At 62.3% G+C, this 12,164-nt stretch carries 10 protein-coding genes; 3 read left to right on the top strand and 7 right to left on the bottom strand.

What is annotated here, in order from left to right; genetic code table 11:
* Positions 1 to 125: 125 nt before the first annotated feature.
* A complete protein-coding gene (locus tag CFB52_RS25005; protein WP_060011829.1) occupies positions 126 to 785 on the bottom strand; it encodes a YdcF family protein in 660 nt (219 codons plus the stop codon).
* A 187-nt stretch (positions 786 to 972) separates the two neighbouring features.
* Complete coding sequence (locus tag CFB52_RS25010; RefSeq protein ID WP_059639835.1) at positions 973 to 2,007, bottom strand: rod shape-determining protein; 1,035 nt, start codon at positions 2,005 to 2,007, stop codon at positions 973 to 975.
* A 271-nt stretch (positions 2,008 to 2,278) separates the two neighbouring features.
* Between CFB52_RS25010 and CFB52_RS25015 the strand changes: the two genes are divergently transcribed.
* On the top strand, positions 2,279 to 4,681 hold the full coding sequence (locus tag CFB52_RS25015; RefSeq protein ID WP_060012010.1) for a patatin-like phospholipase family protein: 2,403 nt from the start codon (positions 2,279 to 2,281) through the stop codon (positions 4,679 to 4,681).
* Positions 4,682 to 4,776: 95 nt separating this feature from the next.
* Here CFB52_RS25015 and CFB52_RS25020 read toward each other — a convergent pair whose 3' ends face one another.
* Together CFB52_RS25020 and CFB52_RS25025 are read right to left on the bottom strand one after the other, a co-directional pair.
* Complete coding sequence (locus CFB52_RS25020; RefSeq protein ID WP_059584559.1) at positions 4,777 to 5,907, bottom strand: ATP-binding protein; 1,131 nt, start codon at positions 5,905 to 5,907, stop codon at positions 4,777 to 4,779.
* Positions 5,908 to 5,971: 64 nt separating this feature from the next.
* A complete protein-coding gene (locus CFB52_RS25025; RefSeq protein ID WP_059584557.1) occupies positions 5,972 to 6,682 on the bottom strand; it encodes a response regulator in 711 nt (236 codons plus the stop codon).
* Between the two features lie 220 nt (positions 6,683 to 6,902).
* Between CFB52_RS25025 and CFB52_RS25030 the strand changes: the two genes are divergently transcribed.
* On the top strand, positions 6,903 to 7,817 hold the full coding sequence (locus CFB52_RS25030) for a glutaminase (protein WP_059584555.1): 915 nt from the start codon (positions 6,903 to 6,905) through the stop codon (positions 7,815 to 7,817).
* Between the two features lie 623 nt (positions 7,818 to 8,440).
* Complete coding sequence (locus tag CFB52_RS25035) at positions 8,441 to 9,997, top strand: ATP-dependent endonuclease (protein ID WP_099317719.1); 1,557 nt, start codon at positions 8,441 to 8,443, stop codon at positions 9,995 to 9,997.
* Between the two features lie 413 nt (positions 9,998 to 10,410).
* Here CFB52_RS25035 and CFB52_RS25040 read toward each other — a convergent pair whose 3' ends face one another.
* The 3 genes from CFB52_RS25040 to CFB52_RS25045 form a co-directional block, all read right to left on the bottom strand.
* Positions 10,411 to 10,620 carry a hypothetical protein gene (locus CFB52_RS25040; protein ID WP_099317720.1) on the bottom strand — a complete coding sequence of 70 codons (210 nt, stop codon included), beginning with the start codon at positions 10,618 to 10,620 and terminating at the stop codon, positions 10,411 to 10,413.
* A gap of 101 nt (positions 10,621 to 10,721) precedes the next feature.
* Positions 10,722 to 11,171: a hypothetical protein gene (locus CFB52_RS34365; protein ID WP_144029758.1), complete on the bottom strand. Its 450-nt coding sequence runs from the start codon at positions 11,169 to 11,171 to the stop codon at positions 10,722 to 10,724.
* Between the two features lie 111 nt (positions 11,172 to 11,282).
* Entirely contained in the window at positions 11,283 to 11,993 is a 711-nt protein-coding gene (locus tag CFB52_RS25045) for a hemagglutinin repeat-containing protein (RefSeq protein ID WP_144029759.1), read from the bottom strand.
* Positions 11,994 to 12,164: the final 171 nt, after the last annotated feature.

Raw genomic sequence — 12,164 nt, forward strand, 5'->3', positions numbered from 1 at the left:
TGAAACGAGAATCGCTATTATTTATTCAGTGCCTATGACACCCGCGCGGCCGGCGCGGACGACAGAAAACCGGAAAAAACAACGAAACCACCCGCACCGGAAGCGCGCGCTTCCGGGCCGCCCCGTCACGAAAACAGGCGCATCAGATAAAGCATCGGCCGAAACGAAACCGGCCGCGCATCGGGATTCACCCACAACCGCACCGCATACACCGCGTAGGCCGGCACCTCGCGCCAGCTCGAATAGAGATCGCGCCACTGGAAGCGGCGCGGATACGCGGCGGAGATGTTCGACCGCGCAATGCCGACGCGCTCGAACGCGAGGCGCGCCCGCGCGAGGTGGTAATACTGGCTGACGATCAGCACGCGCGACAGGCGATGCGCGCGCAGGTAGGCAAGCGTGTGCTGCGCGGTCGCGAGCGTGTTGTCGCCCTGATCGTCGACGGCGATCCGGTCCGCCGGCACGCCGCGCGCGACGAGGTAGTCGCGCATGGCCGTCGCCTCGTTCAGCCCGGGCCCGTCGATCGCGCCGCTGACCAGAAACGCCGGGCACTGCCCCGCGCGGTAACAACCCACGCCGACATCGAGCCGGGCCGCGAGCACGGGCTTCGGCGCGCCGGTTTCGTCGAGCGCGTTGCCGAAGATCACGGCGACGTCCGCCGGGTCGCCCGGCATCCGCATGCCATGGACGACGATCGCGGCCGCCGCCGCGCCCCAGACGCACGCGACGACGGCCAGCACGCGGCCGGCCCGGGCCGCGAAGCCCCGTTTGGTTCGATATTTCAAGGTATTCGGTCTCTCAGGTGTCGCCGGGGGCGTCTGCCGGCCCGGCCCCGAACGGGCGCGTCACGCTAGCACGGCGCGCCCGCGCCTGTCCATGCGATGGACCGATGCCGGCCGAGCGGGCCGGCCACTGGAAGATCAAAAGAATGTGAGAGCGTGCGCCCGGCCGCGGCAGGCAGCACCGCCCGGCTCAATCCGCCGGACACATCGCGAGCCGCCCCATCGCCTCGCCGGCGCCGCGCACCGCGCAGGTGGACGGCTCGTCGGCGATCCGCGCGACCAGCCCGGTCTCGTCGTACAGCAGGCGTTCGAGATCGGCGAGCAGCGCGCCGCCGCCCGTGAGCACCGCGCCGCGATTCGCGATGTCGGTCACGAGTTCGGCCGGCGCGTTTTCCAGCACCGACTTCACCGCACCGATCACCTGCTTGAGCGGCGCGGCCAGCGCGTCCGCGACGTCATGGTTGGACAGCTCGACCGAGCGGGGCAGGCCGTCGCCGATGCCGCGGCCGACGGCGCGGGTCGACGTGCGCGGCACCGCGCTCGTGGCCGAGCCGATCGTCTTCTTCACGTGCTCGGCCGTCTGTTCGCCGAGCAGCACGCCGTACAGGTTGCGGACATGGTTGACGATCGCGGCGTCGAACTGGCTGCCGCCGACGCGGATCGCCTCGCGGTACACGATGCCGCCGAGCGCGATGACCGCGACTTCGGTCGTCCCGCCGCCGATGTCGATGACCATCGAGCCGACCGGCTCGGTCACCGGCAAACCGGCGCCGAGCCCGGCCGCCAGCGGTTCCTCGATCAGTTCGACCTCCGATACGCCGGCCGCGAACGCGGCCTCGCGGATCGCGCGGCGCTCGACGGCCGTCGCGTCGGACGGCACGCACAGCGTGACCTCGACGCGGCGGCCGAAGCGCGAGCGGGTGCGCGACATGTCGATGAAGCTGCGGATCATCTGCTCGGCCGCGTGCGCGTCCGCGATCACGCCATGCCGCATGGGCCGCACGGCTTCGAGATGCCCGGGTTCGCGGCCGAGCAACGCCTTCGCGAGCTCGCCGACGGCCTCGAGGGTGGGCCGCGCATCGCTCGCGCCGCCCTTGCGGAAGCAGACGACCGACGGCTGGTTCAGCACCACGCCGCGTTCGTGCGTATAGATTCGCGTACTCGCCGTTCCCGGGTCGATCGCAACGGGTTGCGCAAACAACTTTCCGAACAGCGGTGTCGACATATCAAACCTTTGTGAAGGAGCGGGCCGGGACAGCCGCGCCGCACTTTTCGCCGCGCGTGCATGCCGCCCCATCACGAGCTTAGCGGCAAATCGTTCCGATACTTTAGCCAATTCCAATGATTTTTTCGCGACGAAATTGCCGAAAACGGCGTCCCGCGCACGTCCGGCTACGCAACAGCCGCTCGCATCGGGCCTGTAAAACACGGTAATCTCTCGGTCTTGCCTGTTCCCGGCAGGCCTCCGACGCACGATCACGCCAGGTATGTTCACCATGACAGCGACCGTTTCCTTCCGCTGGGCGCCGCTGCGCCCGCTCTGCACGACGCTCGTTGCCTTCTGGTGCTGCGCGGTTGCCGCGCAACCGCTGCCGGCCGCCGAACCCGCCGCCGCCCCGACCGTTGCGGCCGCAGCCAACGCCGCGGCTGCCGCCGCACCCGCCGCCGCGGCGCACACCTGCGCGGCCGACGGCGGCCCGGCCGGCCGCCCGTCGATCGGCCTCGTGCTGTCCGGCGGCGGCGCGCGCGGCTACGCACACCTCGGGGTCCTGAAAGTCCTGGAGGACAACCGGATCCCGATCGACTGCATCGCGGGCACCAGCATGGGCGCCGTGGTCGGCGGCCTGTACGCGAGCGGGATGGCGGCCGACGAGATGCAGAAGCGGCTGTCGGAGGTCAACCTGGCCGATATCGCGTTCGACGTGACGGACCGCGCGGACCTGCCGCAAACCAGCCGGGAAGACGAACGCCTGTACATCAACGGGCTGACGCTCGGCTTCGGCAAGAAAGGCGTCAAGGCGCCGGTCGGCCTCGTTCAGGGCAACCGGCTGCAGGCGCTGCTCGCGAACTGGACGGCCGCCGTGCCGACCAACCAGCCGTTCGACCACCTGCCCATTCCGTATCGCGCGGTCGCGACCGACCTGCAGACCGGCCAGATGGTCGTGCTCGACCACGGCTCGCTGCCGCTCGCGATTCGCGCGAGCATGGCGATGCCGGGCCTGTTCGCGCCGGCCGAGATCAACGGGCGCGCGCTCGTGGACGGCGGGCTCGTCAGCAACCTGCCCGTCGACACCGCGCGGCAGATGGGCGCGAACATCGTGATCGCCGTCGACATCGGCTCGCCGCTGCGCCCGCTCGATGCGCTCGCGTCGCCTGCCGACGTGATGCAGCAGATGGTCGGCATCCTGATCCGCCAGAACGTGACCGCGCAGCGCAAGCAGCTCGACGCGCACGACGTGCTGCTCACGCCGGACCTCGGCTCGCTCGCGTTCACCGATTTCCAGAACGCGAAGCAGGCGATCGCCGCCGGCGAGATCGCCGCGACCGCGGCGCTGCCGAAGCTGCGGCGTTTCGCGCTCACGCCGGAACAGTACGCGGCCTACCGGTCCGCGCATGCGCAGCCGCTGCCGCCGCCGATCCGGATCACGCGCATCGACATCAAGACCAGCGGCGGCGTGCCCAAGCGCGTCGTCAGCAACGCGCTGCACGTGAAACCCGGCGACATCTACGATCCGAAGACCGTCAGCCAGGATCTGCTCGGGCTCACGACGGGCGGCAACTTCGAGAGCGTCACGCAGCAGATCGTGAGCCGCGGCGACGACAACGTGCTCGAGATCGACGCGCGCGAGAAGTACTGGGGGCCCAACTTCCTGCTGTTCGGGCTCGGCATGTCGAGCAGTTCGACCGACGAAGGCGGCTTCCGCCTGCACGTCGGCTACCGGCGGCCGTGGCTCACGGAATCGGGGCTCGAATTCCGCGCGGACACGACGATCGGCAGCGACCTGCAATCCGCGCGCATCGAGTTCCGTCAACCGCTGTCGATGGCATACGGCGTCTATCTGTCGCCGTACGCGGAATACCAGCGCCGCTACGCGAACCTGTACGACGACACCGGCGACGTGAAGATCACGCAGTACCTGATGCAGACGGCGCGCGCCGGGCTCGATCTCGGTTTGCCGATCGGGCGGCTCGGCGATTTCCGGATGGGCGTCGGTTACGTGACCGGGCACGGCTCGCCGACCTACAACCTGCCGTTCGACGACGGCAGCGGCCAGGCGCTGCTGTGGCCGAGCTTCACGTCGCAGGCGCTGATCGCGCGCGCCCGGCTCGTGATCGACCAGCTCGACGATCCGCTGTTCCCGCGCAAGGGCTATTTCACCGAGCTGCGCGTCGAACGCTCGCTGGTGTCGCGCAACGGCGGCTCGGCGCAGGAATTCTCCGACGGGATCAACAACGCACCCTATACCGAGATCTACGGCAAGGCGATGATCGCGCAACAGTTCGGCCGGCACAGCGTCAGCGCGACGATCGAGGGCGGCAAGAGCATCGGCGGCACCAACCTGATCAACGCGTTCAACTTCACGCTCGGCGGCTTCCAGCATCTGTCCGCGTACGCGGCCGACCAACTGAACGGCAACGAGCTCGCGTACGGGCAGGTCACGTACATGAACCAGTTGATGACGTTCAACGCGTCGCCGGTCAAGGCGCTGTCGGTGGGCGCCAGCGCGGAAGTCGGCAACGTGTGGTCGAGCGGCCAGCAGATCGGCGGCGGCGCGCTCAAGCAGAGCTATACGTTCTTCACGAGCCTGTCGACCGCGTTCGGGCCCGTCTATATCGGCGTCGCGCTCGCCCCCGGCGGCCGACGCAACTTCTACCTGCAGCTTGGCCGCACTTATTGAGCATGCGCGGATGCCGCTGCGGCGGTATCCGCGGCGCCGTCTCGACGGCGGCCATCGACTTCACGGTTGCCGCGGATCGGCCTCGCGGCGTGGCGCTAGACCGGCCAGCTGATCTCGAACCGCGCGCCGCCGAGTTCGACCGGATCGACGACCGCGATGCGGCCGTTGTGGGCGTGGAGCACCTGTCGCGTGATCGACAGGCCGAGCCCGTAGCCGCCGGTACGGCGGTCCAGGCGCACGAATGCGTCGAAGATCCGTTCGCGCTCGCTCTCGGGCACGCCGGGGCCGTCGTCCTCGACGAAGATCCCGATGTTGCCGTGCACGAGCGAGATCCCGACGACGATCCGCGATTGCGCGTACTTGCTCGCGTTGCGCAGCAGGTTGCGCATCGCATACGACATCAGCCGCCGGTCCATCTTCACGCGCAAATCCGACCCGATCGCGATGCGCGACTCGATCGCACGGTCCGGATACAGCAGTTGCGCGTCGCTCACCTGATGCTCGAACCACGCGACCGGCGCGGTCATCTCGAGGTTCGACTGCAGCGAGCTGTATTCGAGCCGTGCATACGTGAGGCTCATGTCGATCAGCTCCTCGAGCTCGGTCACGTCCTGCGCGATGCTCTCGAGCGCGCCCTGGTATTCGGCAGCCGAACCCGGTTCGCGCAGCATTTCGAGCGCGAAGCGCACGCGCGCGAGCGGCGTGCGCAGTTCGTGCGAGATCCCGTTCGTCAGGTCGCGCTGCGCGGCGATCAGCCGCTCCATGCGCATCGCGAGCGCATTGAGCGTGCGCGCGAGCGGGCCGATGATCACGCTGTGCGATTCGCGCGCACGCGTGTTGAAGCGCCCGCCGGTGAAGTCGATCGCCCGCTCGCGCACCATCACGAGATCCGACCAGACCGGCCGCATCCACCGATACGCGGCGAGCGCCGGCGCGGTGAACACGAACGCGAGCACGATCCAGATATCGCCCGGCAGCGAATCGAACGCATGCCACACGACCTGCGGCGACAATTCGACGCACAGCGCGAGCGCGGGCACCAGCGCGGTCAGCAGGACGAGGCCGAGCAGATGCAGGTAGGTGCGCAGGTACAGCCGCGACCAGCTCGGAATGCGGTCGGCGCGCGTGTCGGTCCACGCGCGGCGGAAGTGCAGCCAGCGCCATTTGACGTAGCGCAGCGTCGGCAGCGGCGGTGCATCGGGGTGCGAACGGGTTCGTCGGATCATCGCGGCTCCCGGCCGGCGGGCGGCATGCTCGCGCGGAACGTGGCGGCGTCGCGCGAAGGCGGCCTCATTCCCACGCGTGCTTGCTGAATTGATAACCCTTGCTGCGGATCGTCTTGATCCGCTGCGGGTTGCTCGCGTCGTCGCGCAGCTTGCGGCGCAGCTTCGAGATGCGCCCGTCGATCGTGCGGTCGAGGCCGTCGAATTCGACACCGCGCAACTGCAGCATCAGATCGTCGCGGCTGACGACTTCGCCCGCGTGACACACGAGCGCCCACAGCAGGTCGAATTCGGCCGACGTCAGATCGGGCGTGCTGCCGTCGGGCAGCACGACGGTGCGGTCGGTGCGGTCGATCGAGAACTTCCCGAACGCGTAGCGCTCCGGCTGCGGCGCGGTGCCTTCGGCCACGCGCGCGGGCGCGCGGCGCAGTTGCGCCTTGATCCGCGCGAGCAGGATGCGCGGCTCGACCGGCTTGTGCACGTAGTCGTCCGCGCCGAATTCGAGGCCGAGCAGCTCGTCGAACGGCTCGTCGCGCGCCGTCACCATGATGATCACGCCGTCGTACTGCTTGCGGGCCTCGCGGCAGATTTCGAAGCCGTCCTTGCCGGGCAGATTCACGTCGAGGATGACGAGATCGGGACGAATGGACAGGATCGCCGGCACCGCGGCGTCACCATGCAGCACAGTGTCGACTTCATAGTCGTTCTTGCGCAGGTAGCCGGCGATCAGCGTGGACAGACGGGTGTCGTCTTCGACGAGCAGGATGCGAAAAGACATGGGCAGCGGTCGGGTCATCGGGGAAGCCGCGGCGGCGCCGGCCGGTGCCGGACGCCGGCCATCGGCCGAAACGTACCGCATGATACTGCGCCCGCCGCTTGCCTGTTTGGCTGTCTCGAAAATAAGGGCGCGACTCGGGCCGCGCTTGACGAATCGGCGCCGGGACGGTTCCATACGGGCTCGCCGGAATCCCGGCCCTGCTTCCATCCTGCCTGACGTGATGAATTACCAGACGATTCTTGAACGCATCCACACCGAACTCGCCCCCTGGATCGGCCAGGGACGGGTGGCCGACTACATTCCCGAACTCGCGAAAGTACCCGCCGACAAGTTCGGGATGGCGGTCGTGACGCTCGACGGAAACGTTTACACGGTCGGCGATGCGCACGAGCGCTTCTCGATCCAGAGCATCTCGAAGCTGTTCGCCTGCACGCTCGCGTTCCAGTTGCTGGGCGACGCGCTGTGGGAACGGGTCGGCCGCGAGCCGTCCGGCACCGCGTTCAATTCGCTGGTTCAGCTCGAAAGCGAACGCGGCAAGCCGCGCAATCCGTTCATCAATGCGGGCGCGCTGGTCGTCACCGACGTGCTGTGCCGCCGCTTCGTGAAGGCCGAGACGGCGCTCGTCGAATTCGTGCGGCGGCTGATCGGCGCGAACGACATCGACTACGACTCGCGCGTCGCGACGTCGGAGTTGCAGCACGCGGAGCGCAACCGCGCGATGGCGCACTTCATGGCGAGCTTCGGCAACATGCAGATGCCGCCCGATACGGTGATCGACGCGTATTGCCGGCAGTGTGCGATCGAGATGAACTGCGTCGAGCTCGCCAGCGCCGCGCTGTTTCTTGCGAACGGCGGCGTCGCGCCGGCGACCGGCGAGCGGATCGTCGATTCGAGTTCCGCGAAGCGGCTGTCGGCGCTGATGCTGACTTGCGGCACCTATGATGCGGCCGGCGATTTCGTGTATCGCGTCGGGCTGCCGGCGAAAAGCGGCGTCGGCGGCGGGATCGTCGCGGTGCTGCCCGGGGAGATGGCGGTGTGCGTGTGGGCGCCGGGGTTGGATGCGAACGGGAATTCGTTGGCGGGGACCAGGGCTTTGGAATGGTTGACGACCTATTCGGGGCGCTCGATCTTTTGAAGCGTCGAAGTCAAGCATGCCTCATGTGGCGCGACGGCGGCAGATTCCTGTCGGCGCGCGCCAGAGCGCTCAATGGGAAATTCGGCCATCGGCAGCAATCGACCCGAACGCGTCGTTCTTCAGAGAGCTGACGAAGGTCTGCTGACAAGCCAGATTGAGACGCGCGCGGTCGGAGATGAATATGATCACTGCCTGCAAAGCACCAAAGTATGTCGACCCGATATATCGGCATGAGTTCATGCGATGCCGTTTCCCTTTTCAGATTGGCCCGAAAGCAGTCCCTCTAGCGCTTCCCGTCTCTTCATCCCGTTGAGGCGTTCAAGGTGCTGGCGTAAATGGACTACGCTTCTTGATCATTGTCCTCCCAGCGTATCCAGTAGATTGGCCTTGGTATAAAATTGGGCCAGTCCAGCTGCCTCTAACCAACAGCATTGCTTCGCGAGTGTTACCATCATCCAACATCGTGCGTAAAAATTCTGTGGACACCAAGCATCAGGATCTCCTTAGTCGACGAGAGTCGCGCCCCGCCCTTGTGGGCGCGTGTTGTCAATGCATGTGATTGCAATTACCGATTGAGGGGACCGTCGTGCGGCAATACCAATAAAACCCGCGAGTGAGACAGCATGAAATACAAAGAAAACAAAATAGACAAAGAGCTAAGGCAATGGTTTGTCAACGATTTTTCGAAAGCATTGCTTCGAGAAATTGAAATAACAAAAGGTGCTTTGAGAGGAATTGGCTCGCTTCATGTCGAGTTCAATTACCCAATAACGGCGTTTGCGGGGGTGAATGGCGCAGGAAAGTCGACGATTCTGGCGATTGCTTGTTGCGCGTTTCATGGTGACAAAACCACTTACAAACTACCCCGAAGAAGATATCCATATTACACTTTTTCAGATTTTTTTATCCAGCACAAAGAAGAGAAGACCCCCGACGGCATCGTGATATGGTACTTAATTGCTCACAACGGATGGGTGCCTTCAGAAAGAGTGCCAGATGGGAAAGGGCTTGGCTATCAAACAAGAAGAAAAAATAAGGGAGGAAAGTGGAACGACTATGACTCCCGCGTCAATCGAACTGTAGTTTTCCTGGGTATTGAGCGCATCGTTCCTCACAGCGAACGAAGCCAGTCTCGGTCTTATTCCAAGGCATTTGCGAGCGTTAAGCCCAAAGGATGGGAGAAAAAAGTACGAGATACAGTTGGTTATATTCTTGGAAAGAAATATGACGACTTTCGATATCTCGAACATTCTCGCTATAGCCTTCCAATAGTGAAAGTTGGAGCGATCACATATTCCGGCTTCAATATGGGTGCCGGGGAAAATGCCCTATTTGAGATATTCTCGACCATATACTCCGCGGGAGAGGGCACACTACTGGTCATGGATGAGATTGAACTGGGTTTGCACGCAAAAGCTCAAAGGCTTTTTATGGCGAAGCTCAAGGAAATCTGTTTGGAGATGAAAACCCAGGTCATTTGCACAACACATTCTAAAGAGATTTTCGAGTGCTTGCCAGACGATGCGAGATTTTATGTTGAAACGGTGAGTGATAAGACAAAGTTAATCGCGGGAATTTCCCCAGATTTTGCGTTCGCCAAGATGGGTGCACCGGGTGGCAATGAACTGGATATCTTCGTCGAAGATGAAGTAGCCCAATCATTATTGCAGGCAATTCTTCCAGCTGCTATCCGTACTAGGGTGACCATCAAGGTAATTGGCTCGGCAACGTCGATTGCTAGACAGCTTGCTGCACTTTATGTTCGAAAGGATGAAAAGCCCACTCTTGCCGTTTTTGATGGTGATCAACGCGCTCTGGAAAAAGAAAATTTCAAACATGCGAAGAGCATGGCGGAAAAAACAGATGCCGAATTTCAAAAATGGTTTGCGGACCGCGTTGCATATTTGCCAGGTGAGACGTGGCCGGAAGCGTGGATTATTCAGAAGGCGACTGAGGTTAGCGATGCGGCGGCTGCCGCTCTTTCTGTAGAGCCCGAGGAAGTAAAAGGCATCCTCGAATATGGCCTGCAGGCAGGCAAGCATAGCGAATTCTATGAAATTAGCAAAAATGTTGCCCTTTCAAAGCAGCAATGCCTCGACCGATTATCAGCAACAGTTTGTGCAAAATTTAATGGTGACTTCGACGGGCTAGTCGATGTGTTAAGAAATAAATTGAATTGATGCCAACGGAAGGGGTCCTAGTTTCGGGGCGGCGGAAACCGCCACCGCACTGTGTTCCCTAACCTGCTCGCGGGCATCACGCAGTGCCGTGACGAACGTGGGCGTCTCTAGCTGCACTGCGGAGCTGATCGAGTGCCATATAGTAGGTCGCAACGATCGACTGCATATGCGCCGCGAGCACCATAAGGTCAAAAGCGAGTGATTTCTACCGCCCGGCACTCGGCCGTCTAAATGTCTCTTGCCCAAGCCTTAACCTCTGCTCGAATGAATGAACGCCGGTGACGGCGAGCAACTGGAGTTGACTGAAACCGGTCGTCGAAGACAGCGCGGCACTTGCCCACTTGGTCAGCGCCGGAATGACACAGTCGGTTTATATTGCCGGAGTGCCAGCACCAGGGCTTTGGAATGGTTGACTACGTATTCGGGGCGGTCGATTTTTTGAGGTGTGCTTCCCTCGTTTTTTCGCCTTCCATCAGGCCGGACCTGTCCGCGTTTTTGTGGGCGAAGGGGTTGAACAGCGGGTTATCCGCGCGCCTGCGTGAATTGATTTTCGCCTCCGGCTTGCCGTTCGGATCGCTCAATGCCTTGGTCATATTGCCGGTCGCGCCGACCAGATCGGCCATGCCGCGGGCCGCCGCAATGGCGTGGAGCGCGGGGGCATGTAGTCTTCGACTTGTCTTTCGCTCACTATCGCTCGTCCTGATTCGATTACCGATTAAACCGATCAGCGCATTCTCCGACGACAGAGATCCTCTGTTCCAGAATTGAATTCCATGCTTACAGAAAGGACACGTCTTCCTACCCTATTCAATTCCGGATTGTCAGTTTTTTCATAAAGAGACGCTCTCATTCCACTCTTGCACATTACATATGCCCCACCATCTATCCCCCAAAACACCCACCCCTTTTCTTCTAGAGAATTTTTGAGACGTTTTTCTTCCCTTTCACCGAAAGTCGATGCATCCACATCATAGAGCGCAAGAGCCGACCCCGTTTTTGCACTTTCACGCCGGGACAAAATTGTTGCATTATCAAGAAGGTAACTCAAATCCGAAATCATAATTTCCAATTTTGATTTAGAAGTTGAAATTGTTGGAGTCTGGGAAACAACCAAAGCCCCCATCACAATCCAAATAAGGAAAAAAATTAATTTCTTTTCAGACAACTTCTTCATATCTCCGCTCTATCATTTCACGAATGGATTGGGTACCTGACCGGAATAACCACCCGCAGCGTTCCCATTGAAGTTGGGAGCCTTTGTAACACCACCGAAACCAACTCCGAACTAGAACGCAGTGGATCCCCCGACGTGGCGACTCCACTTCCTCCCTACTGGATCGTAGGTGATTTGCTTCGACACGCTACCGTCGGTGCTGCCGATCAGGCCGCCCTGCGCCCCCTTCACCGTGTCGCGACTGGTATCGATGGTCTGGTTCGTGCCGTACGAGATCCCGGCGCCCGCGCTACCGAGGCCCGACTTCTTCACGTCCTTGTAGTGATATTCGCTCGAGGCCGTGTCCCCTGTCGTAACCGTCAGGTCGTGACCCGCAGAAAGACTCACATCGTTGGTTGCCGCAATCGTCGCGGCCTTCGCCGTCAGGTCATTGCCTGCCTGCACCGCGACGGTATTGCCCGACAACGTCGTGCCCACCGCATTGGTGTAACTGCTCGAATCGATCGTGTGCGTCGATTTCGACGACAGGAAGCCATTTTCCTTGCGATAGTGCTCGTCGTTCGCGCTCGCGCTTTGTTCACCGGCATTCAGATTGACATCGTGCCCGGCGCTCACGCCAATCGCACCCTGCGCATTCGCATACGCGGCCGTCGCATTCACGTCATGGCCCGCCACGATCGCCAGATTGCCGCCCGTCGCGATCTGCGTGCCCGTGTCGATCGACGCCGAATGCTCGGCATGATTGCGCGCATCCCACTTCACCGCATCCTGACTGCTCTGGCGAACCGCATTCAAATTGGCGTCGTTGTTCGCCGCGAGCACGGCATCGCCGGTCGTCGCAATCACCGCCGCATTGGCGTTCAGGTTCCGACCGGCAGCATTCAGCTAAAGAAGATGTTCTTCAACACCACGTACACGATGAAACCCATCAGGGCAACAAAGACGATAACCCCGACTATCTTTTGCGCACGTGTTTTAGGAGTCGAACCTGGA

Source organism: Burkholderia sp. AU18528 (assembly GCF_002223215.2).
In the GTDB taxonomy this organism is placed as follows: Bacteria; Pseudomonadota; Gammaproteobacteria; order Burkholderiales; family Burkholderiaceae; genus Burkholderia; species Burkholderia semiarida.